This is a genomic window from Mesorhizobium sp. WSM3626 (assembly GCF_000513935.1).
GTDB classification, from domain to species: domain Bacteria; phylum Pseudomonadota; class Alphaproteobacteria; order Rhizobiales; family Rhizobiaceae; genus Mesorhizobium; species Mesorhizobium salmacidum.
The window spans coordinates 80329-103906 of record NZ_AZUY01000009.1 but is presented as its reverse complement, the minus strand read 5'-3'; the positions used below and the strand labels follow the sequence as shown (position 1 = coordinate 103906).

At 64.5% G+C, this 23578-nt stretch carries 40 protein-coding genes; 36 read left to right on the top strand and 4 right to left on the bottom strand.

The features are described from left to right. The first annotated feature begins 52 nt into the window (after positions 1-52). The gene (locus M653_RS0109775) at positions 53-2098 is read left to right on the top strand and encodes an NADH:flavin oxidoreductase (RefSeq protein WP_027143188.1); all 2046 of its coding nucleotides are present in this window, start codon (positions 53-55) and stop codon (positions 2096-2098) included. 100 nt (positions 2099-2198) lie between these two features. Here M653_RS0109775 and M653_RS0109770 read toward each other — a convergent pair whose 3' ends face one another. After that, the gene (locus M653_RS0109770; RefSeq protein WP_027143187.1) at positions 2199-2606 is read right to left on the bottom strand and encodes a hypothetical protein; all 408 of its coding nucleotides are present in this window, start codon (positions 2604-2606) and stop codon (positions 2199-2201) included. Positions 2607-2783: 177 nt separating this feature from the next. Between M653_RS0109770 and M653_RS0109765 the strand changes: the two genes are divergently transcribed. Beyond that, a complete protein-coding gene (locus M653_RS0109765) occupies positions 2784-3182 on the top strand; it encodes a MarR family winged helix-turn-helix transcriptional regulator (RefSeq protein ID WP_245262090.1) in 399 nt (132 codons plus the stop codon). A gap of 18 nt (positions 3183-3200) precedes the next feature. On the opposite strand, the gene M653_RS01000000132310 is transcribed toward M653_RS0109765, so the two are convergent. The 3 genes from M653_RS01000000132310 to M653_RS0109750 all read right to left on the bottom strand — a co-directional run bounded on the left by M653_RS01000000132310 (position 3201) and on the right by M653_RS0109750 (position 4864). Then, positions 3201-3539: a hypothetical protein gene (locus tag M653_RS01000000132310; RefSeq protein WP_245262089.1), complete on the bottom strand. Its 339-nt coding sequence runs from the start codon at positions 3537-3539 to the stop codon at positions 3201-3203. A gap of 248 nt (positions 3540-3787) precedes the next feature. After that, a complete protein-coding gene (locus tag M653_RS0109755) occupies positions 3788-4117 on the bottom strand; it encodes a hypothetical protein (RefSeq protein ID WP_027143185.1) in 330 nt (109 codons plus the stop codon). A 15-nt stretch (positions 4118-4132) separates the two neighbouring features. Next, complete coding sequence (locus M653_RS0109750) at positions 4133-4864, bottom strand: S24 family peptidase (RefSeq protein WP_280940099.1); 732 nt, start codon at positions 4862-4864, stop codon at positions 4133-4135. A gap of 183 nt (positions 4865-5047) precedes the next feature. Here M653_RS0109750 and M653_RS0109745 point away from each other — a divergent pair, with 183 nt between their 5' ends. The 34 genes from M653_RS0109745 (at position 5048) to M653_RS0109570 (ending at position 23574) form a co-directional block, all read left to right on the top strand. Continuing rightward, the gene (locus tag M653_RS0109745) at positions 5048-5353 is read left to right on the top strand and encodes a helix-turn-helix domain-containing protein (RefSeq protein WP_027143183.1); all 306 of its coding nucleotides are present in this window, start codon (positions 5048-5050) and stop codon (positions 5351-5353) included. Positions 5354-5414: 61 nt separating this feature from the next. Next, complete coding sequence (locus tag M653_RS0109740; protein ID WP_027143182.1) at positions 5415-6254, top strand: ParB N-terminal domain-containing protein; 840 nt, start codon at positions 5415-5417, stop codon at positions 6252-6254. Then, positions 6254-6724 carry a hypothetical protein gene (locus M653_RS0109735; RefSeq protein WP_027143181.1) on the top strand — a complete coding sequence of 157 codons (471 nt, stop codon included), beginning with the start codon at positions 6254-6256 and terminating at the stop codon, positions 6722-6724. The genes M653_RS0109740 and M653_RS0109735 overlap by 1 nt, the downstream gene beginning before the upstream one ends. Positions 6725-6736: 12 nt before the next feature. Next, the gene (locus M653_RS1000000136650) at positions 6737-6901 is read left to right on the top strand and encodes a hypothetical protein (protein ID WP_156938176.1); all 165 of its coding nucleotides are present in this window, start codon (positions 6737-6739) and stop codon (positions 6899-6901) included. A gap of 301 nt (positions 6902-7202) precedes the next feature. After that, positions 7203-7742 carry a winged helix-turn-helix domain-containing protein gene (locus M653_RS1000000137255; RefSeq protein WP_027143179.1) on the top strand — a complete coding sequence of 180 codons (540 nt, stop codon included), beginning with the start codon at positions 7203-7205 and terminating at the stop codon, positions 7740-7742. Further along, positions 7739-9982 carry a DDE-type integrase/transposase/recombinase gene (locus M653_RS0109715; RefSeq protein ID WP_027143178.1) on the top strand — a complete coding sequence of 748 codons (2244 nt, stop codon included), beginning with the start codon at positions 7739-7741 and terminating at the stop codon, positions 9980-9982. Before M653_RS1000000137255 ends, M653_RS0109715 begins: the two co-directional genes overlap by 4 nt. An 82-nt stretch (positions 9983-10064) precedes the next feature. Next, entirely contained in the window at positions 10065-10811 is a 747-nt protein-coding gene (locus M653_RS0109710) for an ATP-binding protein (protein ID WP_027143177.1), read from the top strand. Beyond that, a complete protein-coding gene (locus tag M653_RS0109705; protein WP_027143176.1) occupies positions 10808-11398 on the top strand; it encodes a hypothetical protein in 591 nt (196 codons plus the stop codon). The genes M653_RS0109710 and M653_RS0109705 overlap by 4 nt, the downstream gene beginning before the upstream one ends. Beyond that, a complete protein-coding gene (locus M653_RS0109700) occupies positions 11395-11784 on the top strand; it encodes a hypothetical protein (protein WP_027143175.1) in 390 nt (129 codons plus the stop codon). The genes M653_RS0109705 and M653_RS0109700 overlap by 4 nt, the downstream gene beginning before the upstream one ends. Before the next feature lie 2 nt (positions 11785-11786). Then, complete coding sequence (locus tag M653_RS0109695) at positions 11787-12107, top strand: hypothetical protein (protein ID WP_032935154.1); 321 nt, start codon at positions 11787-11789, stop codon at positions 12105-12107. Continuing rightward, positions 12104-12376, top strand: coding sequence for a hypothetical protein (locus M653_RS0109690; protein WP_027143173.1), 273 nt, complete (start codon positions 12104-12106; stop codon positions 12374-12376). The genes M653_RS0109695 and M653_RS0109690 overlap by 4 nt, the downstream gene beginning before the upstream one ends. Beyond that, positions 12363-12674: a hypothetical protein gene (locus tag M653_RS0109685; protein ID WP_027143172.1), complete on the top strand. Its 312-nt coding sequence runs from the start codon at positions 12363-12365 to the stop codon at positions 12672-12674. Before M653_RS0109690 ends, M653_RS0109685 begins: the two co-directional genes overlap by 14 nt. 2 nt (positions 12675-12676) lie before the next feature. Further along, positions 12677-13333: a DUF3164 family protein gene (locus M653_RS0109680; RefSeq protein WP_156938175.1), complete on the top strand. Its 657-nt coding sequence runs from the start codon at positions 12677-12679 to the stop codon at positions 13331-13333. Positions 13334-13335: 2 nt separating this feature from the next. After that, positions 13336-13563, top strand: coding sequence for a hypothetical protein (locus M653_RS0109675; protein ID WP_027143170.1), 228 nt, complete (start codon positions 13336-13338; stop codon positions 13561-13563). Positions 13564-13566: 3 nt separating this feature from the next. Then, positions 13567-13743 (top strand): hypothetical protein, encoded by a 177-nt coding sequence (locus M653_RS1000000136645; RefSeq protein ID WP_156938174.1) that lies wholly within the window; start codon positions 13567-13569, stop codon positions 13741-13743. Positions 13744-14095: 352 nt separating this feature from the next. After that, on the top strand, positions 14096-14281 hold the full coding sequence (locus M653_RS0109665; RefSeq protein WP_027143169.1) for a hypothetical protein: 186 nt from the start codon (positions 14096-14098) through the stop codon (positions 14279-14281). Positions 14282-14302: 21 nt separating this feature from the next. After that, the gene (locus M653_RS0109660) at positions 14303-14911 is read left to right on the top strand and encodes a regulatory protein GemA (protein WP_027143168.1); all 609 of its coding nucleotides are present in this window, start codon (positions 14303-14305) and stop codon (positions 14909-14911) included. Between the two features lie 17 nt (positions 14912-14928). Further along, a complete protein-coding gene (locus M653_RS0109655; RefSeq protein ID WP_156938173.1) occupies positions 14929-15111 on the top strand; it encodes a hypothetical protein in 183 nt (60 codons plus the stop codon). Next, the gene (locus M653_RS0109650) at positions 15108-15467 is read left to right on the top strand and encodes a hypothetical protein (RefSeq protein ID WP_051442638.1); all 360 of its coding nucleotides are present in this window, start codon (positions 15108-15110) and stop codon (positions 15465-15467) included. Before M653_RS0109655 ends, M653_RS0109650 begins: the two co-directional genes overlap by 4 nt. A 232-nt stretch (positions 15468-15699) precedes the next feature. Further along, entirely contained in the window at positions 15700-16128 is a 429-nt protein-coding gene (locus tag M653_RS0109640; RefSeq protein WP_027143164.1) for a hypothetical protein, read from the top strand. After that, positions 16125-16385, top strand: coding sequence for a hypothetical protein (locus M653_RS01000000132300; protein WP_051442637.1), 261 nt, complete (start codon positions 16125-16127; stop codon positions 16383-16385). The genes M653_RS0109640 and M653_RS01000000132300 overlap by 4 nt, the downstream gene beginning before the upstream one ends. After that, positions 16382-16756, top strand: coding sequence for a hypothetical protein (locus M653_RS0109630; protein ID WP_027143163.1), 375 nt, complete (start codon positions 16382-16384; stop codon positions 16754-16756). Before M653_RS01000000132300 ends, M653_RS0109630 begins: the two co-directional genes overlap by 4 nt. Before the next feature lie 105 nt (positions 16757-16861). Then, positions 16862-17359 (top strand): hypothetical protein, encoded by a 498-nt coding sequence (locus tag M653_RS01000000132295; RefSeq protein ID WP_051442636.1) that lies wholly within the window; start codon positions 16862-16864, stop codon positions 17357-17359. Continuing rightward, positions 17359-17766, top strand: coding sequence for a hypothetical protein (locus tag M653_RS0109620; RefSeq protein WP_027143162.1), 408 nt, complete (start codon positions 17359-17361; stop codon positions 17764-17766). The genes M653_RS01000000132295 and M653_RS0109620 overlap by 1 nt, the downstream gene beginning before the upstream one ends. Continuing rightward, positions 17756-17947: a hypothetical protein gene (locus M653_RS0109615; protein ID WP_027143161.1), complete on the top strand. Its 192-nt coding sequence runs from the start codon at positions 17756-17758 to the stop codon at positions 17945-17947. The genes M653_RS0109620 and M653_RS0109615 overlap by 11 nt, the downstream gene beginning before the upstream one ends. After that, the gene (locus M653_RS0109610) at positions 17944-18177 is read left to right on the top strand and encodes a TraR/DksA C4-type zinc finger protein (protein WP_027143160.1); all 234 of its coding nucleotides are present in this window, start codon (positions 17944-17946) and stop codon (positions 18175-18177) included. Before M653_RS0109615 ends, M653_RS0109610 begins: the two co-directional genes overlap by 4 nt. After that, on the top strand, positions 18177-18572 hold the full coding sequence (locus M653_RS0109605; RefSeq protein WP_027143159.1) for a hypothetical protein: 396 nt from the start codon (positions 18177-18179) through the stop codon (positions 18570-18572). The genes M653_RS0109610 and M653_RS0109605 overlap by 1 nt, the downstream gene beginning before the upstream one ends. After that, a complete protein-coding gene (locus tag M653_RS0109600; protein ID WP_027143158.1) occupies positions 18569-18868 on the top strand; it encodes a hypothetical protein in 300 nt (99 codons plus the stop codon). The genes M653_RS0109605 and M653_RS0109600 overlap by 4 nt, the downstream gene beginning before the upstream one ends. A gap of 1 nt (position 18869) precedes the next feature. Continuing rightward, the gene (locus M653_RS0109595; RefSeq protein WP_027143157.1) at positions 18870-19463 is read left to right on the top strand and encodes a DUF3486 family protein; all 594 of its coding nucleotides are present in this window, start codon (positions 18870-18872) and stop codon (positions 19461-19463) included. Next, a complete protein-coding gene (locus M653_RS0109590) occupies positions 19460-19774 on the top strand; it encodes a hypothetical protein (protein WP_027143156.1) in 315 nt (104 codons plus the stop codon). Before M653_RS0109595 ends, M653_RS0109590 begins: the two co-directional genes overlap by 4 nt. After that, positions 19771-20067, top strand: coding sequence for a hypothetical protein (locus M653_RS1000000136640; protein WP_156938172.1), 297 nt, complete (start codon positions 19771-19773; stop codon positions 20065-20067). The genes M653_RS0109590 and M653_RS1000000136640 overlap by 4 nt, the downstream gene beginning before the upstream one ends. Then, positions 20064-21758, top strand: a complete 1695-nt coding sequence (locus M653_RS0109580) for a terminase family protein (RefSeq protein WP_027143154.1) — start codon at positions 20064-20066, stop codon at positions 21756-21758. Before M653_RS1000000136640 ends, M653_RS0109580 begins: the two co-directional genes overlap by 4 nt. Continuing rightward, the gene (locus M653_RS0109575) at positions 21758-23332 is read left to right on the top strand and encodes a DUF935 domain-containing protein (protein WP_027143153.1); all 1575 of its coding nucleotides are present in this window, start codon (positions 21758-21760) and stop codon (positions 23330-23332) included. The genes M653_RS0109580 and M653_RS0109575 overlap by 1 nt, the downstream gene beginning before the upstream one ends. 11 nt (positions 23333-23343) lie before the next feature. Continuing rightward, positions 23344-23574 carry a hypothetical protein gene (locus tag M653_RS0109570; protein WP_027143152.1) on the top strand — a complete coding sequence of 77 codons (231 nt, stop codon included), beginning with the start codon at positions 23344-23346 and terminating at the stop codon, positions 23572-23574. Positions 23575-23578 lie beyond the last annotated feature (4 nt).

Genomic DNA, 23578 nt, shown 5'->3' with positions numbered 1-23578 from the left:
GGTTTCCTTGGATTTGCCGCTCATTAGCACAAATTAAAACGGCAGGAAGACGATGATCAGCAACGACCCGCTTCTCCAACCTTACCAGCTCAAGCATTTGACGCTGAAGAATCGGGTGATGTCGACCAGCCACGAGCCGGCCTACTCGGAGGACGGCATGCCGAAGCAGCGCTATCGCCTCTACCATGCCGAAAAGGCCGAGGGCGGCATGGCGCTGACCATGACCGCAGGCTCGGCCATCGTTTCGCGCGACAGCCCGGCCGCCTTCGGCAATTTGCATGTCTATGACGACCGCATCGTGCCGTGGCTGGCCGAACTCGCTGACGCCTGCCACGAGCACGATTGCAAGGTGATGATCCAGATCACCCATCTTGGCCGCCGCACCGGCTGGAACAAGGCCGACTGGCTGCCGGTGCTGTCAGCCTCGCCGGTGCGCGAGCCGGCGCATCGTGCTTTCCCCAAGACCATCGAGGAGTGGGATATCGAGCGCATCGTCGCCGACTATGCATCGGCCGCCCAGCGCTGCCAGGCAGCCGGACTCGACGGCATCGAGTTCGAATCCTACGGCCATCTGATGGACGGCTTCTGGTCGCCTGCCACCAATCATCGCGGTGACGAGTATGGCGGTTCGCTCGACAATCGCCTGCGCTTCACCAACATGGTGCTCGATGCGGTGCGAGCGGCGGTCGGCGAGAAATTCGTCGTCGGCATCCGCATGGTCGCCGACGAGGATTTCGAGAAGGGCCTGTCGAAGGAGGAGGGCGTCGAGATCGCCAGGCGGCTGGCCGGCTCCGGCAAGATCGATTTCCTCAACATCATCCGTGGCTCGATCGAGACCGACGCGGCGCTCACAAAGGTCATCCCGGTGACCGGCATGCGATCTTCGCCGCATCTCGATTTCGCCGGCGAGGTGAGGGCGGCGACGAAATTCCCGACCTTCCACGCGGCGCGCATTTCCGACGTCGCCACCGCTCGCCATGCGATCGCCACCGGCAAGCTCGACATGGTCGGCATGACCCGCGCCCACATCGCCGATCCGCACATCATCAGGAAGGTGATGGAGGGCCGCGAGCACGAGATCCGTCCCTGTGTCGGCGCCACCTATTGTCTGGATCGCATCTATGAAGGCGGCGAGGCGCTGTGCGTCCACAATGCGGCGACCGGCCGCGAGGCGGATATCCCGCATATCATCGCCAAGACGGAAGGGCCTAAGCGTAAAGTCGTGGTCGTCGGCGCCGGCGCCGGCGGACTGGAGGCGGCGCGCGTCGCGGCCGAGCGCGGCCATCAGGTCACGATCCTGGAAGCATCATCACAAGCGGGTGGCCAGGTCCGCCTTGCGACCCAGAACCCACGCCGCAAGGAATTGATCGGCATCATCGACTGGCGTCTGGCCGAACTCGAACGGCTGGGCGTCGAGATCCGCTACGACACCTGGGCCGAGCAGGACGACGTCCTGGCCCTGACGCCTGACGTGGTGGTCGTCGCCACCGGAGGCCTGCCGCAGAACCCGCCGCTGGCCTCCGGCGACAATCTCGTCACCTCGAGTTGGGATATCATGGCCGGCAGCGTCAAGCCGGCCGAGAATGTTCTTCTCTTTGACGATAATGGCGGCCATCAGGGCATGGGCGCGGCCGAACTGATTGCCAACAGCGGCTCGAAATTGGAACTGGTTTCGCCAGAGCGGTTCTTCGCCCCCGAAATGGGCGGCATGAACCACGTGCCGTACATGCGCGCCTTCCAGGAAAGGGGCGTCACCATCACCATCAACACACGCCTGCGCTCTGTGCGGCGCGAGGGCAATCAATTGGTCGCGGAACTCGCTTCGGATTTTGCCGATGGCTGGCGCGGGGAGCGCAGGGTCGACCAAGTGGTGGTCGAGCACGGCACGGCGCCGCTTGACGACCTCTATCTGTCGCTGAAGCCGCTGTCGAGGAATGGCGGCGCGATCGATTATGAGCGGCTGGTGAACGGCGGCGATATCTTCCCATCGCGCAATTCGGAAGGTGGCTTCGTCGTGTTCCGCATCGGCGATGCGGTCGCCTCACGCAACATCCACGCCGCCATCTATGACGGCATACGGTTTGGGATCAGGATTTGATCACGATCAGGTGGCGCGCAACGGCCTTTGCAAGGAGAGCCACCTACCGCTCTGGTCCGTTGCGCGCCGCGCATGATCGGCTTTCACCGGCCGTGCGATTCTAAAACATCTTGGCGGTCGCCATGCAAAGCACGGTGATGACCAGCAGCCCGCCGGCGATGCGTTCGCCCCTGGTCATTTTCGCGCGCAGCTCCGTTTGGGTCGCGGCATCGGCGCCAGCAAGCTGCCTGCTGGCGGAGCCCACAAGCGCGCCTTGCACGCCGGCGGCGATCAGCGCCGTCAAAATGCCGAGCGCCAGTACCTTCTCCATCGAGCCGAAAGCACCCTCATGAAAGAAATACCAGAGCAGCAAACCGGTCAGGAAAGCCAAGCCAGCCGCGCCCATTTGCGGCCGAAAGAACCGCTCTGCCCGGATGTCCGGATCGCGGGCAACCGCGATGGTCGTGCCGGCCCAGAAGACGCCGGCCATGACGTGCAGGCCGATGACGACGATATAAACATATTGCATGACCGCATTTCCTCTCATTCGCCCGCCGCCCACGCATCGCAACCATGTCGCGACGCCATCAATAAGACAAAAATTAGATATCTAACGGTTAGATGTCAATCATGAAGCCCAGTCTCACGTTTCCACTGCTTGCTCTACTGTCAGATCATGACACCATTTGACCGCCCGCCGGTCGGCATGAATCTCGGCCGCACCGCCAAGCTTGTTGCCCAGGCCTTCGACGCTGCCTTGGTTGAAGCGGGGGGGACCTTGCCGGTCTGGCTCACGCTGCTGTCGGTCAAGTCGAGCGAGCTTGCCAATCAGCGCGAACTTGCCGGCATGATCGGCATCCAGGGCGCGACGCTGACCCATCATCTCAATGCGATGGAGGTGCAGGGCCTGCTGACGCGGCGGCGCGACCCCGTCAATCGACGGGTTCACATGGTCGAATTGACGGCGGCGGGAGAAGCGCTGTTCGAGACGTTGCGGCAAGCCGCGCTCGTCTTCGACAAGCGGCTTCGCACCGGACTGTCCGACGAGCGTCTGGCGGAGTTTGCGCAGGTGCTCGCGGCGTTGCGGGAGAATGTGGGGAGCTAGCAGTGCCGACCTGATGGCTCAGTCGTCATAGCTCTGGATTATTCCAAACGCATAGTGGCGTAGTTTCAATGCGGTGATCAGCTTGGTCAGTTGCGTCTTGCCGTCAAAGCGGTCCTGAAACATCTCGTCGTGCATAAGCAGGATCAACTTGCCTGGTTTGGCGAAATGGCCATAGCCGAACAAATGATCGATCTCGCTGACCACATGATCGACGCTCTGCACCGGCTCACCGCTGTCCTTGTGCACCCACTCGTGGTCCCAGCCATAGAGATAAAAGCCGGACGCCGCGACAAACTCATAGTCGGGATCCTCACGCCCGGCTTGCGCCTGTCCAAGCGAATTGTCGTTCTTCGACATCGAAGGCAGCCGGAACACATCGCGACCCGGCAGGCGGGCGTGCTGTAACGCGCAAGATCAGATGGCATCAGCCGGCCAATGCTGGGAAAAGGTAATAATTGGCGGGAACAGCCGCTAGAAGCCCGGAAAACAAGGGGTTTGGGCGGGAAGTGGCGAGGCCAGAGAGCCGGGCAGGCAGAAAACGGCCGCGCAACTTCACTTGGCACCGAAACCGGGCGGCGGCGCCGGCCGCGCAAGATCGGATGGCATCAGTTTAGGGGCGAGCCGGCCGGGCGGAAGAGCTTCAGCGCCGCCTCGATGGCGAGGAGCAAAGCTTGCGGCGGGTAATCCAGCATGCGCAGGCTGTCGGGCTCCTCACCAGGCACGCCGCAGATCGGCACAAGCCTGTAATCACCCTCGAAAGGCTCGACATCGCCGCTGGCGTAGAACACCAGCCCGGGAAAACGACCAGCCAGGAACGCCTCGATCCCACGTAGCGCAGCCTCGGCGCGGAACGGGCCGGACGGTGGCAATACAACGAAACTGCTGACCTCGGTCGCGTCGGTATCGGCTTCCGCCAGGTCGATGGCCGAATGCATGAGAACCCCTCTTCCCTAAATAGACCCACCAGCCCAACGAACCCGGCCGCCGATGATCAGCTCCGGCTGTTCGGCGAGCGGCACCTCTTCCGTCGAATAGCGCGGGTTGTCGCTTCGGAGGAGCAGAACGCCGGAATGCAGCAGCTGCAAGCGTTTGAGCCGCACCAAGCCGCCGTAGACCAGGACGTAGATCGCCTCGTCGATGAACTCGCGGATAGAGATGTCGACGATCATCAGGTCGCCGTCGTTGATCGTCTCACGCATCGAATCGCCCTGGGCGACCATTAGGCGGGCGAATTTCGGGCTGACGCCGATCCTGCGCAGCCATTCCTCGCGAAACGCAAAGATGTCCGGTTCGCTTTCTTCGTAGATATCGACGCTGCCGGCGCCGGCGCTCGGCCGGATGTCAAGCTTGGGCACCGACACGAAACCCTCAGGTGCTCCGCCCATCACCATGATGTCCTGCGCGTGGCCGCTGCGCATCGGGCCTCGGCCGGCGGCGAGCCAGTCGAGCGTCACGCCGGTCGCCTCGGTGATCTCCAGCAGCTTGTCCAGGCCGGGCATCGATCCTTCGAGATATTTTCGCACCATAGTTCCAGAGATCCCGCTCCGGCGGGAGAACGCGTGGGGTGATTCGCCCTTGGTTGCGAAAGCGAACCGTCCGGAGAAGGTCGTCAGATCGTCTGGACCCGAACTCTGACCATGCGTCAGAGTTCCATTCCCAGCATCCCCGTCAGGAAAATCCATGAGATTTCCGATGCTTAGCCACTTATTCACACCGTATTGCCGATTTTGAACTCTGACGTGCGAATTTTCTCGCACCCCGGTTGCTGTTTTCGCTCTTTGGTGCGACATTAGTCGCGACTACTGTTGTTTAAAACTTTAACCATCCGGACCTCTGCAAAGGGCCGGACGATCGGTGGAGCCGCCATGAACACGCCTCAGGTGTGGGACCGTCACGCCATCAACGCCGAGATCCGGCGCCGTGGCATGACCCTGACCGGGATCGCCCTCAGCGCTGACCTTTATCCCAGCTGCTGCAGGCAAGGCATCATCGGATTGAGCCGCCCAGGTGCCGAGGCCATCGCCGCCGCCCTGGATATCCCGTTCCGAACCCTCTTCCCGACTCTCTACACCAGAGGCCGTCATGACGAGGTGGACACTACCAGCACCGCCAGCCGCAGCGGAAGTGCAAAAGTTGCACTCATTTTAGACACCGCGTCCGGCTCGCCCTGAGGCCGCCGTCTAGCGCCAGAGCATGCGCAGACAGGGGATTTCAAACGGGGAGCCTGCGGACGTGACGACCACTACCAAGATCAAGATTGCTGAAATACGGGTGCCCGCCAACCGGCGGCGGCTCGACCCGGCCTGGGTGGCGACCATCATGGCCGACATCCAGGGCGGCAACGGGCACATGACGCCAATCGAGGTCGTGCCCGAGAAGACCGAAAGCCACGAGTATCGCCTGATCTTCGGCGGCCATCGCCTCGCCGCCGTCGCCGCCCTCGGGCTCGCCGAGATCGACGCTTTCGTCAAAGACCCCAAGGACGTCGCCACCGAAACGCAGATCCGCAAACGCGAGATCGCCGAGAACCTGATCCGGCGCCAGCTGTCGGTACTCGACCGCGCGAAGGATATCGCCGACTGGCGCGACATCTACGACGCCGAGCACGGCACCGGCAAAGCCGGGCGCAAGAAGACCCGGGAGATCGTCGAGGACGATGAATTGAGTGCAAAGTTTGCACTCAATTTCTCGGAGGCCGCGCAAACGGTGCTCGGCATATCGCGCCGCAGCGTTTTTCACGCGCTGAAGATCGCCACCATCCCGGAGCAAGTCCGCCAGGACATCTCGCTGCACGCTGTCGCCGACAGCCAGACCGACCTCCTGCAGCTCGCCGCCGAAACACCCGAGCGCCAGATCGCTATTGCGCGACTGCTGACGCTGGAAGCCGCCGACGCGCCGAAGACGGTCAGCCACGCGATCGCGGTCATCGACCGCACCTCCAGGCCGGCGACGCCGCCGAAATGGGAGAAGGTCGCCAGCGAGTTCTCCAAGCTGAAGGAGAGCGAACAGGACCGTTTCTTCACCCTGCACGAAGCCGCCATCCAGCGGTGGATGAAAGGGCGGAAAGGCTGATGGTCCGCTCCCGCCGCGATCAACTCACAGCAGACCTGTTCGAATGGGAACCGCCGAAGGTCGCGGTCGGCTACGCCGCCGACGTCGCCGGCCGCGGCGGCCTCGACAACCAGATTTCACGGCTGGTGAGCCGGGCGCTCCGCGATTGCCGCGACGACGGCAAGGGCTCGCGCGCCGATATCGCCCGCCGCATGTCGGCCTATCTGGACCGACCGGTGTCGGAGGGCATGCTCAACAAGTGGTCGTCCGAAAGCAGCGACGAGCACCGCATTCCGCTCGACGTCTTCATTGCCCTGATCGACGCCACCCAGGCGGAAGGCCTGCTCGGCTTCGTGCCGGAAAAATTCGGCTACGCGGTGGTGCCCGAGAAGTACGCCGACATCATCGAAATCAGCCTGATCGAAGAACATGAACGCGACATCGCCGCCCGCAAGACGGCGCTGATCGCACGCTCAAAAGCAAAGCGCTGAAAGGCCCACGGCATGAGCATTCTCGCAATCAGTTTCGGCAGCGCGGGCCTCTACCTCGCGTTCCTCTACGCCCTGCACCTGTTCTTCACCCGCCAGCAGGGCCCGCGCCTCGCGGCCGGCGCCGTCTTCCGCCGGCGCGTGCGCAAGCATGTCCTCAAAGGGTGGATCTGGTCATGACCAAATGCGCCGCACCGACCTGCCGGAACGCCGCTCCAGGCCGCCACGGGGTCTTCTGTGTCGACCACTATTTCCTGCTGCCGAAGGCCTACACCGGCCTGCTCACGCGCATGAAGATCGAGTGCGGCCGCTGCGAGGATGCCGACACCAAGAAGCATCTGGAAGAGCAGCTTGCCGCCTACATCAACGTGGTCATCGGCAAACTTCCCCCCGAGGTGCGCAGCTCCCAAGCCGCCCTCGACAGCGCGCCCGCCGCCCAAGAGCCGGCGGCGGGNGCGAGCCAATCACAGGGGTGGCTCATATGACATCCGTCATCCTCGTGAAGCGGCTCAACGGCGTTGGCGATTGGAACCGCATCGAGATCTCCCTGTCGAGCCGCGAGATCAGGCGCGGCCAGGTTACGGTCGGGCTTACACCGCAGGAATTCCGCCTCGCCTCGGTTCTGGTCGGCGGAGCAGCTTCGCAGCGTTGCTTCACCATTTCCGAGCTCATCGACGTCGTGTTTGGAGACCGCGCCGACGGAGGACCGGAAACGGCCGACAGTTCCATCCGTGTCAGGCTTTACAACATCCGGCAGAGCCTCGCCTCGATCGGCATCGTCATCCCGGTTGTCTACTCGCGTGGCTACCGGGCCGAAATCCTCGCAACCCAGCCGATCCATCACTCTCCGCGCCAGGTCTTCACCCGACGCCGCCAGCCTTTGCGCGCCTTCCGGTCGACGATTGAGCAAATCTACGACGCTGTCTTGGGAGGGCGTTGCGAGGAAGCTCTTGCTGTCCTGGAGGAGACTTTTCCTGCGTACCGGCTCGGCGACCTTGGACTTGAAAGGGTGTCGGCATGAAAGACTGGCTGACCGCCCGCGAGATCGCCACCGAGGCCCTGCCGGACATGCCGCGCACCGAAAGCGCCGTCATCCGCATGGCCCAGCGCGAAGGCTGGGCGGACCGGCTCACCCAGGCGCGTTCACGCGCCGGTCGCGGCGGCGCCACCGAGTATCATGTCTCGCTGTTTCCGACGCTCGCCCAGGTCGCCTACCAGCAACGGCACGTCGTCATCGAGCTGCCGGTCAAGCCGGCCAAAGCCTCGCCCGGCAACAGCCTGTCGGCGCGGGCGCTGGAGGAGCGCGACGCGCGACTGGCGGTCGTCGCGGCCTTCGAGACCTTCTCGCGCGGCATGAAGCTCGGCTATGCCACCCGCGTCCAGGTCTTCACGGACAAATACAACGCCGGGTCGCTCACCATCGAACCCTGGGCACTGGAGATAATCCCGAGCCTCTCCAAGCGCTCGCTCGCCCGCTGGCAGTCGCAAAAGCGCGATGGCAAGGTCAATGCGCTGGCGCATGATCCCGCCCAGGCGCGCAAGGGCACAGGCGTGCTGGAAACCGCCAATGGCGGCGCCGTTCGCGCCTTCATGCTGGCGCTGATCGCCCAGCAGCCGCATCTGTCCGGCCATCATGTCCGCACGCTCTGCCGATCCGAGTTCGGCGACACCTTGAAGGTGCTTTCAAAGGGCGTTGAAACGGTCATTGACATGCCTCCGGTCCGCACCTTCCAGCACGCGCTGAAGGGGCTGAAGGAAAGCCACAAGGTCGAGCTGCTGAAGCTGACCAACCCCGACCGCTACCGCTCGCACATGGCGCCGGCCGGCGTCGGCATGCTGCGCCACATCACCGAGCCGAACCAGCTCTGGCAGATCGATGCCTCGCCGGTCGATGCGCTCTGCACCGATGGCCGGCATTCGGTCTATGCCTGCATCGACATCGCGACACGCCGCTCCGTCTGGCTGCTGTCGCGCACGCCGCGCGCTTCGGCTGTCGCCCTGCTCATCCGCAAGGCCATCCTGGAATGGGGCGTGCCCGATGTCATCAAGACCGACAACGGCTCCGACTTCGTCGCCAAGGACACCAGTCGCCTGTTCCTCTCGCTCGGCATCGAGGCCGAGACATCGGACGCCTATTCGCCCGAGCAGAAGGGCCATGTCGAGCGCGTCATCAAGACGTTCCAGCACGATATGGCGACGCTGCTGCCAGGCTTTGTCGGCCACTCCGTTACCGATCGGAAGGCCATCGAAAGCCGCAAGTCGTTTTCGCAGCGGCTGGGCGAGACCGAAGCCGAGGTGTTCGGCGTCACGCTGACCGGCCCGCAGCTGCAGAAGCATGTCGATGATTGGGCGAGCACGATCTACCAGCACCGCCCGCATGCCGGCCTGAAAGGCGCCACGCCATTCACCGCCGCTCTCGCCTCGACGAAACCGGTGCGCAAGGTCGAGCAACGCGCCCTCGACCTGTTGCTGATGCCCGTTGCCGGAGACAGCGGCCAGCGCATCGTCACCAAGCGCGGCGTGCGCATCGGCGGCGACTATTACCAGACGGCGACCATCATGCCGGGCACACCGGTGTTCGTGCGCATGGATCCGAACGACGCAGGCCGCGCCTATGCATTCGCCCAGGACGGCGCCGAGTTCCTCGGCGACGCCATCTGCCCTGACCTCGCCGGGATCCATCCCGAGACCTTCCACCGCGCCGCCAAGGAAATCCGCGCCGACCTGGTGAACGAACAGGCCCGCGACCTCAAGGCCGACATGAAGCGCCTGGCCAAGGGCAAGCCGCTGATCGAGCGCGCGCTCGAAGTTGCCCGCCGCGACGCGCCGAACGTCATCCCGCTGCCGAAGCGCGAGGAAGCGCATTCGACGGCGCAGATCGACGCGGCGATCGCCGCCATGTCCGAGCAGCTCAACCCGACCCAGCCGCTGGATCCGGCGGCGGCGGCAGCGCATCGCCGGCTGATCGACGACATGCGCGCCGAGGAAGAGGCCGAGCTGGTGGCGAGCACGGACGCCATCCTCCTGCAGCGCCGGGCCGAGATCGAGGCCGAGCGCACCGCGCACCTGCCTGCGAACGTCGTCGCCCTGCCAGAGACGGCGATGGAGCGCTACCGCCGCGCACTGCTGTTCCGCGACCGGATGAAGACGGGCGAGCTGTCGGCTCCGGATGCGATGTGGCTCGGCGGCTACGTCATGTCCGCCGAGTTCAAGGCCCAGTCGGTCATCCATGAGGATTTCGGGGACGCGTACCTGTCCTGAGTAAAGGCGATCGGCCCGCTGCTGGAACACCGGGCCGATCAGAAAGCAGCGCCGCGAAGCGGCACACAACACGAGGAAGATGATGACGGAGATACTGAAAGTCAATCGGCCGGCGCCGCTCAAGAACGTGGCGGCGTTCGCGACGCTGCTGACCACCATGGTCGAGCGTGACCCCAAGCTGCCCGGCCTGGCCGCCTACTTTGGCCCCTCGGGATGGGGCAAGACGGAGTCCGCCATCTATGCGGCGAACAAATACCGCGCCGCCTATGTCGAGTGTGGCCAGTTCACCTCGGCGCGGTCGCTGCTCACGGACATTCTCAAGGAGCTGGGCGAGCCATCGCCGCGTGGCTCGATCGAGGCGCTGAAGAACCAGGCGATCATGGTGATGGTCGGCGATCCCCGCAAGCCGCTGATCATCGACGAGGCGCATTTCATCGCCCACAAGCGCTTCGTCGACCTGCTGAGGGAGCTTTCCGACAAGTCCGGCGCTCCCGTGGTCCTGATCGGCGAGGAGCGGTTGCCGCACCTCCTGGAAGGGTTCGAGCGCGTCCACAACCGCGTGCTGGAGTGGCTGCCGGCGGTGCCCTGCGACGCCGAGGACTTCGCGCTGCTCGCGGTCAATCGCTGCGGAGGCGTCCGCCTCGCGCCCGATCTCGCGGCTGCCATCCTGGACAAGACCAGGGGCAACACGCGGCGCATCGTCATCAACCTCGCCAAGGTCGTCCAGGTGGCTCAGATCACCGGCGTTAGCGTCATCGACCTCGTTACCTTCGGCGGACCGGCCGCCATCAATGCAGCGCCAAAGTTCACCATGAGGAAATTCCAGTGAGGCCGCTGCTGGACATGGTGAAGCTGAACCTTGCCGTACCGCGCGGCGAGGCTGGCTTCTGGACGGTGATCAAGGAGCTGGACCGGGTTGGCCGCCCCTGGACCGCCAATGACGTCAGCAGGCGGACCAACGTCTCCCGCCGGCTCGCCACGCGCTATCTGCGCAAGCTTCGGCTCGCCGGCTTCGTTGAGATCGTCGACCAGAACAAGGTCGGCAACGGCGGCGGCCTGCCGTCCGAGAACATCTTCACGCTGGTGAAAAAGCCGGCTCTCGCGCCCCGACTGGCGGCCGATGGCAAGGAGCTGCCCGAGAGCGCGAAGGAGCAGCTCTGGCGCGCCATGAAGATGATCAAGATGTTCGGCGCCGCCGACCTGGTCGGGGCATGCCCTGACGTCCCGCTGTCGACGGCGCGCAACTATGCCTGCGCGCTCGCCGCCGCCGGCATCCTTGCGCAGAACGGGCATGTGTTCCGCCTGGTGCGGAACCTCGGCAACCAGGCGCCCAAGGTGCTTGCGGCCAAGCTGGTGTTCGACCCCAACGCCAAGGTGGTGGTCGGCCATTCGGTCGCGCGCGAGGTCTCGCCATGAACCGAGGACCTGTGAAGAACAGCCGGCCGGCCGGCCAGACCTTCGCCGACAAGGCCTTGGCCGCATGGGGCACACCGGTGCCCGACTGGATCGAGGAACTGGCGCGGCTTGCCGATGCCGAGGGCCTGGGCGGCGCGGAAAAGCGCATCGACTACAGCCGCTCGGCGATCTCGCAAATCCTCGCCTTCAAATACATGGGCGACCTCTCTCGCGTCGAGCAGATGGTGCGTGGCGCGCTGATGGCGCTGACCGTCGAATGTCCCGTCCTGGGCGAGATCGGCCGCGACCGCTGCCTCACCGAACAGAAGGAGCCGTTCCGCGCCACGTCGCGGCATCGCGCCCAGCTTTTCCACGCCTGCAAAACCTGCCCCCAAAGGAGAACATAGCCATGGGCGAAAGAATGTCCCTCGAATTGTCAGACGGCCTGGCCGAACTCGACGACCTGCTTTCCGACTACCAGCACGAGCCCCGCATCCTCGACCCGCAGGACGCCCGCATCCTGGGCGACTGCATCAAGATCCTCCGCCACAAGGCGCGCGACCTGGAGAACCGGCTCAGCCGCGATCTCTGGAATGGCGCCGCGCGGGCGGAGCGGGAGGCCGAGGCCGAACGCGTCGCCGAGGTCGCGTTCCAGCCTGGCTCCAACGTGTGCCTCTTCCCGGTGATCCCGCGCCCATTCTCGGATGGCCGGCCGGTGGGCTCGCGATGACAGCGCCGGTCTCTCATAACGCCCAGGCATTGGCGGCGCGGCTGATCGACAAGATCCTGCCGATCGTCGCCGCCGACCTGGAGGCCTTGAAGCGGGAGAAGGCGCGAGACGAAGCCGTCATGCATGCCTGCCGCGACCTAGGCGCCGCTGTCGATCGGCTCGACCAGATGAAGTTTGGGCCGGGTGAACTGCCGGCGCGGAGGGCACTCGAACGCAAGGCCCGAGCCCTCGCGAAGGCCATGGAAAGGCATCGCGATGCCCGCAAGTGAAGCACTGCTCGCCGCGGTCTCCAGGCTCGACATGATCGAGCTTTGCGGCCGCATCATCGCCAACCCCGAGCGCAACGCGCCTAGGGCGACTGTTGCCGAGGTGTTCGCCCTGGCCAAGGCCACCGAAGGCCTTTGGGCGATCGTCCTTGAAGCCAATCTTCTGGTCACCGCGCTGGAACGGTCGATGCCGTGGGCCAGCCAGGACGCCGAACACCACGAACACGTGGTCCTGCAGATGGCCGCCGTGCGCGACCTTCTCACCTTCATGCACCCAATTCCGATCTCAACAGGAGAATGACCATGGACATCGTTGAAGCCGGCCCGCAGGCCGGTGTTGAAATCATCAAGGACAAGCTGTTCTGGATCAATCACAAGGGCGGCTACACCGCCGACGAACTGGTGAAGCCCAAAGACAAGCTGGAAGACCAGACGGTCCGGAAGATCATCAAATTCGCCCGCGAGCTTTCCGACCAGGTCGCACGCTTCAAGATCCACACCATGTCGGACCTGGCCGCGCTCGACCAGCTGGTCGCGGAGCAATACGGCTTCGTAAAGGCTGGCAACAAAGGCAAGGGTAACCGCACCTACATGACCTATGACGGCCTGTTCAAGGTCACCGTCCAGGTCGCCGACTTCATGGATTTCGGCGCTGAGCTGCAGATCGCCAAGGCGCTGATTGACGAGTGCCTGACGGAATGGGCCGCCGACAGCCGGCCTGAGATCCAGACGATCGTCACACGCGCCTTCAACACCGATCAGGAAGGCAAGGTCAACCGCTCCGAGATCCTGATGCTGCTGCGGCTCGCCATAACCGATCCGCGCTGGCTGAAGGCGATGGACGCCATCCGGGACGCTCAGCGACCCCGCAGCTCGAAAGAGTATGTCCGCTTCGCCATGCGCGAGAGCAGCGCTACCGACAGCTGGACCGCCATCACCGTCGACATGGCGAGGGCTTGACCATGGACCGCACCATCATCAGCAGCCGCACCTCCAAGGCCGATCTCCTCCGCGAAGGCGAGACGACGCGTCAGCGCCGCATGGAGAGCGTCGAGGCGACGCTCTGCAAGGCCTTCGGCGATGCCATCGTCATCCGCTTCGGCAAGCCCTGGCTGAGAAGCCCTGACGGCAGCGACGTGAACCTCCGCCTGGTCGCTGCGGCGATCGTCAACGACCTGGCGAAGGCTTGAACGATGAATATTCACCATTTGATCGAAGAAAAGACCGACCTCGCCAAGACGTATGCCGAGGACGGTGCCTTCCATTCCGCCGCCCGTGTGCTGGAGGATCTGGCCACGCACGTGTCGCGACATGCGGTGGCTTGTGATGCCGCCTTCGCAGAGGCAACCAAGCCGGGGCGTCCGTCATGAGCGCGATCGCTGCCGACCGCATCGTCGTCCATAAGCAACCCTGCATGGGCTCCGGCCAATACAGAGGTCTTACTAACCATCATGTGGGTAGAGACGGGAGAAGGCCTGATTTTACTTTCAGCCTTCATCGTTTCGTGTCTATCGTCACGGTGCTTCGCGAAAAAGGCGGGGCCGGGTTTGGTAGCCCGACATGGAGCGTCCTGGTCGGGCGGCGCGGGAAGCCGAGAGGCTTGCCGTTTCCATGCGGTCTACCAACCTGCGTTCGTCCGGCCGCCAGGGCGGCCGGCGTGCGCGATGCCAGCAGCAGCGCCCTCAATCACAACGATAAGGCCTTTCCCGGGGGGGAGATTAAATGTCAGGAACTATACAGCCGATCGACCGGCTGGACTTTGCCGTGCTTGCATTCCAAGGCCTCAACGACCTCGTCGCGGCCGTCCCCAATCTCCAAGAGGTCGAAAGCGAGAAGCTCTCGCACCTCTTCAGTCTCGTCGCCCACGAGATCCAGAGCTGCGCCGAGGAATTGCGTCGCAATCAATGATGCCAGCAGCGGGGTCGCGTCATGACCCCGCTCGCCGCCATCCACGTCGCCAACAAGCAGCTCGGCCTCGACGAGGACACTGCACGGGATCTCTATCAGCGGGTCACCGGCAAGCGCAGCCTGCGCGAGATGAACCCAGCTGAGCTGACGCTCATCATCACCGAGCAGCGCCAGCGCGGTTTCAAGCCCGCTGAAAAGGGTCTTCAAGGGCCGTTCGCGAAGAAGCTCCAGGCGCTCTGGATCGCCTCCTGGAACCTCGGCATCGTGCGCGACCGCAGCGATGCCGCCATGCTGTCGTTCGTCAGGCGGCAGACCGGCATCGAGCACACCCGCTTCCTGCTCGACGCCGATGACGCCGCCAAGGCGATCGACGCGCTCAAGGCATGGATAACGCGGGAGGCCGGCGTCGACTGGAGCCAGAGCGTTTCCACCGCCTCATGGCTGCGGCCAACGGGTGCAAAGATTGCACTCGCACAGTGGCAGCTTCTGTCCGTTCTGCGGGCCGTCGATGCGACCGGCTTTCGCAAGTTTGTTTTCGACAAGGCCAAGCCCCTCGACCAGATGACCGACCGCGACTGGCCGGCCGTGATGAACACGCTGGGCGAGATGGTCAGAAAGGGAAAGACATGAGCCCGCGAGCCGTCGAGATGGCACGTCTGCTCTGCGAACGGCTGTCGGCCGATTGCGGCCCGAGCGAAACGCAGGCTTTCGTCCTGGAGCATTTCGCCAGTGACACAGTCGCCGACTTTGAACGCGCGGTTGAGTTGGTGGGTGAGATCGAGGACCTAGAAGACATCGACCGGTTCGTCGAGAAGCGAGGTGTCCGATGAACGGCCCGCGCCTGATCTTCACCCGCGAGGCCGCGAGCTGGCCGCCGAAGTGGCGGGCAGCGTTGCGGATCTATCACGATCGCCAGCTCGGCCTCCTGTCGATCGAGCATGACGGCTCGATCGGCTGGGACGAACTGCAGGAGATCAAGAACCGCATGGCCGGTGAAGACGCGGCCGCGATCGAGGTCTACCCGCCTGCCGGTCGCGTGGTGAACAACATCGCCATGCGCCATCTCTGGCTGCTTGGCCGCGACGATTGGTGGCCCGATCTCGGTGGCGAAGATGGCACGGCCAAGCCGAGCACGCTCCGCGACCGCTATTTGGCGGTGCTGCAGTCCACGGGAGGCGGACGCTGATGGTCCGTTTCAGGTGCGGCCGCGACGACCTCCGCCTGAACGGCTGGTCGATCGCCTTCTTTGCCTTTCGTCGGGCGGCCCTGCCAGGCGAAATTCGCTGGCGCGTTTGCCTCGAATGGCATGTGTCGAGCTATCCTTTCAGCATCACCAGGTTCTGGCGGTTCTGGCCGGCTTGGCGCGACGAGCCGACCGCCTTGGCGGAATTCAATCGCACAATGCGGAGCCAGAGCTGATGGTCGCCTATAGCTTCAAGGCAATGTTCGGCCCGCAGGTGTCGGGGCTGATCAAGCTGCAGACGGTACGCGCCGATCGCAAGCGGCATGCCCGGCCGGGTGAGCCGGTCCAGCTCTATCAGGGCATGCGGACGGTCCATTGCCGCAAGCTTGTCGAAGCCGACCCGATCTGCACGCGGGTTCGCTCGATCGAGATTGCGGTCAGCGATCTCATGCCCGGTGCGATCGTCAGCGTCGCCATTGAGGGCATCCCCCTCCATCGCGAAGAGATCGAGCTGTTCTGCCGGGCTGACGGGTTCGCGCCATCCTGCGTCTTCGACTTCGGCATGCGTGGCGGCACCGCCCGCGAAAACATGGGTTTCTTCTGGCTCCAGCATCACGGTGTCGGGCGCTTCGAAGGCAAACTGATCGAATGGGAGCCAGCATGAGCGACGAACCGGTCCGCGTCTCAGACCACGCCATGGTCCGCTACATGGAGCGGGTGCTCGGCATGGATGTCGAGCAGCTGCGCGCCCACATCGCCGAAGGCACGCGACGCCACCAGCAGGCACCATGCGTCCGGACGCTCGGAGCCCGGTTCCTCCTCGTGGACGGTGTTGTCGTCACCACGATCGAGGGCCGCAGCGTTCCCGGCTATGACGTCCTGGTGCGCCTCATCCGCGACAGCGAAGCGAAGGTTGCATGAGCGACGAGCAGCGATCCACCGAGCTGCTCCACCTGCTTGGCCAGGCGGACTTCGTGCGGCTCGCGGAAGCCTATGGCGGTCGCCGCCTGTATGTGCCGGCGTCCGGTGATGACACCGCGCTCTCGAAGGAGCTCGGCCCGGCGGCGGCCAAGAAGCTTGCCCGCCGCTATTCAGGCTCGTATATCCGGGTGCCTCTTGCCCGCGAGCTGCGGGCGCGGCAGTATCGCGAAGCTGGCGCATCGAATGGCGACATAGCCGGCCGCCTCGGGATCACCGAGACCGGCGTGGACAAGCTCTTCCGGCGCATGCCGGACAAGCCCGTCAAGGGCAGCCGGGATCCGCGCCAGACCGACCTCTTTTCCAGCAATTAAGAGACCGCCCGCTTCGGCGGGCATGATTGCCGCCGGCCGCCGAAGGCATGGTGCTGTGAAATGGCCGGGACATCTCCCGGCCGATTTCACAGGCGGAAGCTCACCATGGGCGCAGGCAGGAACACAGGGGCGGCCGCGACAGTAGCGGCCGGGATCGCCGCAGCCGCCGCCATGGCAGCGCCGCAGGAGGGCTATCGCGGCTACGTCTATCGCGATCCGATCGGCGTCCTGACCTACTGCTATGGCGAGACCGAGAACGCCAAGGATATGGCCGGCCGCAAGTTCTCCGAGGCAGAGTGCCGGGCTCTTCTCACCAGGCGGATGGCCCATTACGAGCAGGGCAACGCCAAGTGCGTGTCGAACTACGAGCAGCTCGACGTCTACGTCCAGCAGGCCTTCAACGACTTCTCCTACAATCTCGGCAACGGCACGTTCTGCGAAGGTTCCGTCAGCCGCCTTTTGCGCGCAGGCGACGTTAAAGGAGCGTGTCTGAAGATCACCGAGTTCAACAAGGCAAGGGTGCACGGCGTCCTCAAGCCGCTGCCTGGCCTGACCAAGCGCCGCGCGCTGGAGCAGATGTACTGCCTGAAGGGTTCGCACTGATGCAGGCGCGCCTGATCATCGCCGGGCTGGTCGTCCTGGCGTTCATGGGCCTCGGCCTGGTTGCCTACCACTACAAGCTGGCGGCCCGTGATGCGGAAGCCGATACCGTCCAGGCCAAGGCCGAGACGCGTCAGACGAAGGCCGATCTGAAAGTGGCTGAGGACGTCAACGCCGCCAACCAGGCCACGATCGGCAGGCTACAGGCGCAAGCCGCCTCCGACGCCAAGCTGACCGCCCAGCTTGCTGAACAGATCGCCGCCTCGAACCAGGCCTTCATCGACACCAACGCGGCCGTGGCCGCCCTGAAAGACGCCAATGCGGACGTTAGCCATTTCCTCGCTCAGCCTGTGCCTGCTGATCTGCGCAAACTGTACGACCCAGCCGCCGGAGCCGCAGGTGGTCGTTAGGACCGAGATCATCAAGGAGCGTGTCCCGCCGGCATTCCTGATCCCGCCGCCGCCCAACTGGTCCAAGCCGGGCGGCCCAGCGACCGCTGGCGATTTCGTCGAACGCGGCGACGTGAACGGCAGCGCGCGAAATGTCTGCGCGGTGCGCCTCGCCAAGGTCGCGGAGTGGGACAAGCCATGAAGGGCGGCAACGCGGCGGTCGAGCTGGCCGAAGCGCGCGTCGAGGCTGAGCGCGTTGCCGGTGTCCAGCGCATCCAGGCGGCGATACGGTCGGCCGTCGACGTGACGGCCTCGCCCTTCTGCGACTGCGGCGAACGCATTCCCGACGCCCGCCGCCAGGCGGTGCCCAATTGCACGCGGTGCTTCGACTGCGAAACCTTCATCGAACGACAGAGCCGGAGACGTGCCTGATGGAAGACTTGTCCACCTGGGCCTCGCTGGCCTCGCCCCTGCTGTCGCTCGCGACGATCGTCTACGTCTTCCTGACCGCAGGGTCGAAGAAGGCACAGGCCGATATCGACGCATTCAAGGCATCCAATGCCGAGGAGCTGCAGGTGATCCGTAGCTCGATCGACGGCAAGAGCGCCGAAATCGAGAGGAAGCTCGAAGATCATGCCGTGCGCGTCCAGTCGATCGAGAGCGACATGAAGCACCTGCCCGACGTGAAGTCGTTCACCGACCTGCGGCTGGCAGTGGCCGAGATCAAGGGCGAAGCGGGCAAGCAGGCCGAGGTTGTCAACGGCATCGCCCGCACGGTCCATCGGATGGAGAATTTCTTGCTAACCGGATCGAAGAGCGCCGCATGAGCGACTTTGACACATACCTGACCGAGGACGCCCGGCTGGTCATCCTGCGGGAGCTGCACCAGCAGACGGACGGGCGCCTGAACGAAGCGTTGCTGACCAAGACGCTCGACGCGTTCGGCCACAACCGGTCGCGCGAATGGGTGCGGACCCAACTCCGCAAGCTGGCCGAGCTGGGCGCAGTCAAGGTGACCGAGGTCAGCACCATCATGGTCGCTGCCATCACCCGCAGCGGCATCGATCATGTCGAGCGCCGGTCGATCATCGAAGGCGTGGCGCGTCCTTCGCCGGAGGCCTGACATGGCGCGCAAAGGCCGTGGTCAGCTTTCGGCGATCGAGCGCCTGCCCGAGGAGTGCGGCCCGATCATCACCTGGGCGGCGACCGCCCTGCAGGACCGCGAGCGCACCCAGACCGAGATCTACGAAGAATTCTTCCTGAAGATGCAGGCGCTGCAGGCCGAGCATAAGGGCGAGCTGGAATTCGTCATCCCGTCGTTTTCGGCGTTCAACCGCTACTCGATCAAGCTGGCGATGATGACGCGCCGGCTGGAAGACACCCGCGAGATCGCCGCCACCATCTCCAAGCGCTTCGACGCCCAGAGCTCCGACGATCTGACGCTGATCGCGGCCGAGGCGATCAAGACGCTGGTGTTCGAGCTGCTGACCGATGCCGGCGAGAGCGGCCTCGCGCCGATCGGCGCGATGCAGCTCGCCACGGCGCTGAAGATGGCGACCCAGGCGCAGAGCGTTTCCAGCGATCGCCGGGTCAAGGTGGCCAAGGAATTCAAGGCCGATGTCGAGAAGGCCGTCGACACCGTGGCCAAGGCCAAGGGCATGTCGGCCGAGACCGCCGAGGCGATCAAGGCGAAGATCCTCGGCGTGAGGGCGCCATGATCACAGTTCATATCCCGCCTCGGCGCACCACAAGGACTTCCGGCAATCGGAACGATGTCGACTTCTGGCGCTACCGATCGAAGACGCTGCCGATCGTCATCCTTGATGGGAAGGTCTTCGACCGGCCTGTCTGCGAGGCCTTTGCCGGCAGCGATGGCTATGGCTACGTGACGGTCGAAGTGCTCGGCGAAGACGGTCTGCCGCTCCTGGCGAATGTCGTCTTGCCTGACGGCGAGGTGCTCGACCAGGTGATAGCCCGCCGGACAATTCATGGATCGGTGACCATCATCTGGCCGGAGCCGACCCAGTGACCGGCCCGATCTCAAAAGAGGAATGGGAGCAGATCCGCCGCGAGAGCGACAGGATTGCCATCCACGTCAGCACCTTCGCGGGTGCCTGTTTGCCAGGAGTGATCCGTGAGCGGCTTCGCCAAGTCGAGCAGCATCGCAGTGTCGCTGGCCACCTGTACGCGCCTCAGGATATCGAAGCCGTCGAGGCGTTTGTCACCCAGCTGCGCGAATGTCTGACCGCGGCCGAAGATGCCCTGTTGACGTCTGTCGGTCTCACGCGTGACGACCCCCGGGCGAAGGTGCTGCTGCAATGAGCGGCCCGATCTCCAAAGAGGAATGGGAGCGAGTCCGCCGCGAGAGCATGGCGAACCTCGACCATGTCATCGACAGCGTCGGTCTGCCCAGCGTGCTGCTCGGCTATCAGGGGCGCACCGTCTCGCTGCTCGAAAGCACGGCTGTCCGCGTGCTGTTCATCGAGAAGAGCCGCCGCATCGGCGAGACCTGGGCGCTGGCCTCGTATGCCGTGCTGCGCGCCAGCCGGGCCAAGGATGCCGGCGGCATGGACGCCATGTACATCTCCTATTCGCAGGAGATGACGCGCGAGTTCATCGACGCCTGCGCCATGTGGGCTCGGGCCTACGCAGAGGCAGCAATTGCCCAGGAAGAGTTCCTGTTCGCCGACACCGACCCGGCGCACCCCGACGAGACACGCCAGATCAAGGCTTTCCGCATCCAGTTCGCGTCCGGCTTCGAGATCCTGGCGCTGTCGTCGGCGCCGCGCACCCTGCGCGGCAAGCAGGGCCTGGTCATCATCGACGAGGCGGCGTTCGTCGACAGCCTGAAGGAGCTGCTCAAGGCGGCGCTCGCGAACCTGATGTGGGGCGGCCAGGTCGTGGTCTGCTCGACGCACAATGGCGCCGACAATGAATTCAACGTCCAGGTCCAGGACATTCTCGGCGGCCGGTCGAAGTACAGCCATCTCAAGATCGACTTCGACCAGGCGCTGCTGGAGGGCCTCTATGAGCGCATCTGCCTGGTCACGGGGGCGGAGTGGTCGCCCGAGGCCGAGGCCGCCTGGCGCCAGGACATCATCGACTTCTACGGTGACGGCGCCGACGAGGAGCTGTTCTGCGTTCCGTCGATGGGCTCGGGCGCCTGGCTGACCACGCCGCTGATCGAAGCGCGCATGACGCTGACGCCGGAAGAAGCGCCGGTCATCCGCATAGATCTGCCGCTTGACTTCCTGCATCGGCCCGAGCTGGAACGCCAGCATCTGATGGCGCCGCACCAGGACGCCATCAAGAAGGCGCTCGACGGCCTCGACGAAAACCGCCAGCACGCATTCGGCTATGACCCGGCGCGCAAGGCCGACCCGGCGATCATGTCGCTGCTGTCGATCGACAAGGTGCTCCGCCGAAAGGCCGCTCTGACCGTCGAGCTACGAAACGTGCCTTTCCAGGAACAGAAGGAAATCGCCACCCTGATGCTGAAGACGGCACCGCGCCTCTGCGGGGCCGCTGTGGACGCGACGGGCGTCGGCATGAACCTTGCCGAGGATCTCGGCCGCATCTTCGGCCTGCACACCGAGGAGACGCCGGGCGGCCTGGTCTGGTCGGTGACCCTCAGCCAGAACTGGTACAACGAGAATTTCCCGCCGCTTAAAACCGCCTTTGAAGACGACAACATAGCGCTCACCAGGGACGCCGAGCACGCCGTGGATCTTCGCCTGGTCAAGATTATCCGCGGCATTCCCTCAATCCCGCCCGAGCGTGTCGGCGTGGCCGGCGCAAAGCGGCATGGCGACTTCGCGGTCGCCCTGGTGCTCGCCTATTTCGCCAGCCGCATGCAGTGGCATGAATACGGCTATCTGCCGGCGCCGATTGCCAAGAGCCGTTTTGAGGAAAGGGCCAGCACCGACCAGAGCCGCAGTTGGCGCGACCGCGCCGATGACAACGATCGGGGCTTCCGCATGGCGTCCACTCGCCGCAATCCGGGGATCTACTGATGGCTGACATGTTCAAAGGGATCGTTGACCGCTATGGCCGGCCAATCGAGAAGGCCGCGCTAAAGGTGGAGCAGGCCGCGCCGACATCGACCGGCGTGCGCCGCCACGACGCGCTGCATCCGGCCGCCGGTCTCACGCCCGATCGGTTGGCCCAGGTCCTTCGTGCCTCGATCGACGGCGACCCGGAAAACTATCTGGCATTGGCCGAGGACATGGAGGAGCGCGACCCCCACTACGCCGGTGTCCTCGGCGTCCGCAAGCGCCAGGTGTCCGGCCTCGACATCACCGTTGAAGCGGCCGGCGATGACGCGGTCAGTGTCGCGGCTGCCGACCTGGTGCGCGAGATCATCGAACGGGACGGCTTCGAAGACGAGTTGTTCGACATCCTAGACGCGGTCGGCAAGGGCTTTTCCTGCACCGAGATCATCTGGGACACCTCGGAAGGTCAATGGCGGCCGAAGCGGCTGGCGTGGCGCGACCCGCGCTGGTTCGTCTTCGACCAGGTCGACGGTGAGACGCCGCTGCTGCGCAATGGCGGTCTCAACGAGCCGCTGGTGCCGTACCACTGGATCTATCATTCGGCCAAGGTGAAGTCGGGCCTGCCTATCCGGGGCGGCATCGCCCGCGCCGTCGCCTGGACGTTCCTGTTCAAGAGCTTCACCGTCAAGGACTGGGCGATCTTCTGCGAGGCCTACGGCCAGCCGCTTCGCCTCGGCAAATATGACGCCGGGGCATCCGAGAAAGACAAGAAGACTCTGCTTGAGGCGGTGAGCGACATTGGCGTCGACTATGCCGCCATCGTGCCGACGTCGATGATCGTCGACTTTGTGAAGGCGGATATTTCGGGGTCGCACGCGCTCTACAAGGAGCGCGCCGACTGGCTGGACCAGCAGGTTTCCAAGGTGGTGCTCGGGCAGACGGGCACAACGGACGCAATCGCTGGCGGCTATGCGGTCGGCAAGACCCATGACGGTGTCCGGGAAGATATCGAGAAAGGCGACGCCCGCCAGATCGCGGCGACGCTAAATCGGGATCTCACCCGGCCGGCGGTGGACCTGAATTTCGGGCCGCAGAAGAAGTACCCGAGGATACGCATCGGCCGGCCGGAACAGGTCGACATCAAGGCACTGGTCGAGAACGTGGTCTCGCTCGTGCCGCTCGGCCTCAAGGTCGGCATGTCGACGATGCGCGACCGCATCGGTCTGCCTGACCCTGAGAAGGACGAGGAGCTGTTGGTTGCGCCAAAGGTGTCGGCGCCGATCGCCGCGCCGGCCGATCCGGAGCTGAAGCTGCGCAAGCCAGGCGAACGTCCGCCAGCGCTCTCGGCTATCGGCGTCGAGAACCGTGACGCGATCGAGCGCGCGGCCGACGACATGTTGGCGGACTGGAAGCCGCTGGTCTCACCGGTCGTCGCTGGGTTGGAAGCCGAGATCGCCGCGGCCTCTTCCGTGGAAGACGTGAAGGCTCTCCTGGCGCAGCGCTTCGCCGGGCTCGATGCCGCCGCGCTGACCGAGCTGCTGGCGAGATCCGCCTTTGCCGCGCGCCTGGCCGGCGAAGTTGACGAGACGCTTTGACGGAGCATGCAATGGGAACGGTGACCCTCTTGCCAACAGCGGCAGTCGATCGGATCTGCCACGATGAGCAGATGACGGTCTGGAGCGGCGACTTCGTCGGAGCGCTTAGCTTGCATGGGTTTCTTCGCGAGCTCGAATATCATGAGGTTTGCGAGCTTCACGACATCGTGGCGCGCGAGATTCGAAGCATCATCCGGATGGCGCTCGACCATCCTGAAGCCCGAACAGTCATGAAGGTCTAGGGTT

What these genes read in the sequence shown, in the direction of transcription:
- M653_RS0109655 (WP_156938173.1), top strand. Translation starts at nt 14,929, where the DNA reads ATGGCACGTCTGCTCTGCGAACGGCTGTCGGCCGATTGCGGCCCGAGC.
- M653_RS0109775 (WP_027143188.1), top strand. Translation starts at nt 53, where the DNA reads ATGATCAGCAACGACCCGCTTCTCCAACCTTACCAGCTCAAGCATTTG.
- M653_RS0109600 (WP_027143158.1), top strand. Translation starts at nt 18,569, where the DNA reads ATGAGCGACTTTGACACATACCTGACCGAGGACGCCCGGCTGGTCATC.
- M653_RS0109700 (WP_027143175.1), top strand. Translation starts at nt 11,395, where the DNA reads ATGAACCGAGGACCTGTGAAGAACAGCCGGCCGGCCGGCCAGACCTTC.
- M653_RS0109665 (WP_027143169.1), top strand. Translation starts at nt 14,096, where the DNA reads ATGTCAGGAACTATACAGCCGATCGACCGGCTGGACTTTGCCGTGCTT.
- M653_RS0109610 (WP_027143160.1), top strand. Translation starts at nt 17,944, where the DNA reads ATGAAGGGCGGCAACGCGGCGGTCGAGCTGGCCGAAGCGCGCGTCGAG.
- M653_RS0109745 (WP_027143183.1), top strand. Translation starts at nt 5,048, where the DNA reads ATGAACACGCCTCAGGTGTGGGACCGTCACGCCATCAACGCCGAGATC.
- M653_RS0109715 (WP_027143178.1), top strand. Translation starts at nt 7,739, where the DNA reads ATGAAAGACTGGCTGACCGCCCGCGAGATCGCCACCGAGGCCCTGCCG.
- M653_RS0109605 (WP_027143159.1), top strand. Translation starts at nt 18,177, where the DNA reads ATGGAAGACTTGTCCACCTGGGCCTCGCTGGCCTCGCCCCTGCTGTCG.
- M653_RS0109695 (WP_032935154.1), top strand. Translation starts at nt 11,787, where the DNA reads ATGGGCGAAAGAATGTCCCTCGAATTGTCAGACGGCCTGGCCGAACTC.
- M653_RS0109765 (WP_245262090.1), top strand. Translation starts at nt 2,784, where the DNA reads ATGAATCTCGGCCGCACCGCCAAGCTTGTTGCCCAGGCCTTCGACGCT.
- M653_RS0109660 (WP_027143168.1), top strand. Translation starts at nt 14,303, where the DNA reads ATGACCCCGCTCGCCGCCATCCACGTCGCCAACAAGCAGCTCGGCCTC.
- M653_RS0109690 (WP_027143173.1), top strand. Translation starts at nt 12,104, where the DNA reads ATGACAGCGCCGGTCTCTCATAACGCCCAGGCATTGGCGGCGCGGCTG.
- M653_RS01000000132310 (WP_245262089.1), bottom strand. Translation starts at nt 3,539, where the DNA reads ATGTCGAAGAACGACAATTCGCTTGGACAGGCGCAAGCCGGGCGTGAG.
- M653_RS1000000136650 (WP_156938176.1), top strand. Translation starts at nt 6,737, where the DNA reads ATGAGCATTCTCGCAATCAGTTTCGGCAGCGCGGGCCTCTACCTCGCG.
- M653_RS0109735 (WP_027143181.1), top strand. Translation starts at nt 6,254, where the DNA reads ATGGTCCGCTCCCGCCGCGATCAACTCACAGCAGACCTGTTCGAATGG.
- M653_RS0109595 (WP_027143157.1), top strand. Translation starts at nt 18,870, where the DNA reads ATGGCGCGCAAAGGCCGTGGTCAGCTTTCGGCGATCGAGCGCCTGCCC.
- M653_RS0109580 (WP_027143154.1), top strand. Translation starts at nt 20,064, where the DNA reads ATGAGCGGCCCGATCTCCAAAGAGGAATGGGAGCGAGTCCGCCGCGAG.
- M653_RS01000000132300 (WP_051442637.1), top strand. Translation starts at nt 16,125, where the DNA reads ATGAGCGACGAACCGGTCCGCGTCTCAGACCACGCCATGGTCCGCTAC.
- M653_RS0109770 (WP_027143187.1), bottom strand. Translation starts at nt 2,606, where the DNA reads ATGCAATATGTTTATATCGTCGTCATCGGCCTGCACGTCATGGCCGGC.
- M653_RS0109575 (WP_027143153.1), top strand. Translation starts at nt 21,758, where the DNA reads ATGGCTGACATGTTCAAAGGGATCGTTGACCGCTATGGCCGGCCAATC.
- M653_RS0109675 (WP_027143170.1), top strand. Translation starts at nt 13,336, where the DNA reads ATGGACCGCACCATCATCAGCAGCCGCACCTCCAAGGCCGATCTCCTC.
- M653_RS0109680 (WP_156938175.1), top strand. Translation starts at nt 12,677, where the DNA reads ATGGACATCGTTGAAGCCGGCCCGCAGGCCGGTGTTGAAATCATCAAG.
- M653_RS1000000137255 (WP_027143179.1), top strand. Translation starts at nt 7,203, where the DNA reads ATGACATCCGTCATCCTCGTGAAGCGGCTCAACGGCGTTGGCGATTGG.
- M653_RS0109750 (WP_280940099.1), bottom strand. Translation starts at nt 4,864, where the DNA reads ATGGATTTTCCTGACGGGGATGCTGGGAATGGAACTCTGACGCATGGT.
- M653_RS01000000132295 (WP_051442636.1), top strand. Translation starts at nt 16,862, where the DNA reads ATGGGCGCAGGCAGGAACACAGGGGCGGCCGCGACAGTAGCGGCCGGG.
- M653_RS1000000136645 (WP_156938174.1), top strand. Translation starts at nt 13,567, where the DNA reads ATGAATATTCACCATTTGATCGAAGAAAAGACCGACCTCGCCAAGACG.
- M653_RS0109570 (WP_027143152.1), top strand. Translation starts at nt 23,344, where the DNA reads ATGGGAACGGTGACCCTCTTGCCAACAGCGGCAGTCGATCGGATCTGC.
- M653_RS0109630 (WP_027143163.1), top strand. Translation starts at nt 16,382, where the DNA reads ATGAGCGACGAGCAGCGATCCACCGAGCTGCTCCACCTGCTTGGCCAG.
- M653_RS0109640 (WP_027143164.1), top strand. Translation starts at nt 15,700, where the DNA reads ATGGTCGCCTATAGCTTCAAGGCAATGTTCGGCCCGCAGGTGTCGGGG.
- M653_RS0109590 (WP_027143156.1), top strand. Translation starts at nt 19,460, where the DNA reads ATGATCACAGTTCATATCCCGCCTCGGCGCACCACAAGGACTTCCGGC.
- M653_RS0109755 (WP_027143185.1), bottom strand. Translation starts at nt 4,117, where the DNA reads ATGCATTCGGCCATCGACCTGGCGGAAGCCGATACCGACGCGACCGAG.
- M653_RS0109650 (WP_051442638.1), top strand. Translation starts at nt 15,108, where the DNA reads ATGAACGGCCCGCGCCTGATCTTCACCCGCGAGGCCGCGAGCTGGCCG.
- M653_RS0109710 (WP_027143177.1), top strand. Translation starts at nt 10,065, where the DNA reads ATGACGGAGATACTGAAAGTCAATCGGCCGGCGCCGCTCAAGAACGTG.
- M653_RS0109685 (WP_027143172.1), top strand. Translation starts at nt 12,363, where the DNA reads ATGCCCGCAAGTGAAGCACTGCTCGCCGCGGTCTCCAGGCTCGACATG.
- M653_RS0109620 (WP_027143162.1), top strand. Translation starts at nt 17,359, where the DNA reads ATGCAGGCGCGCCTGATCATCGCCGGGCTGGTCGTCCTGGCGTTCATG.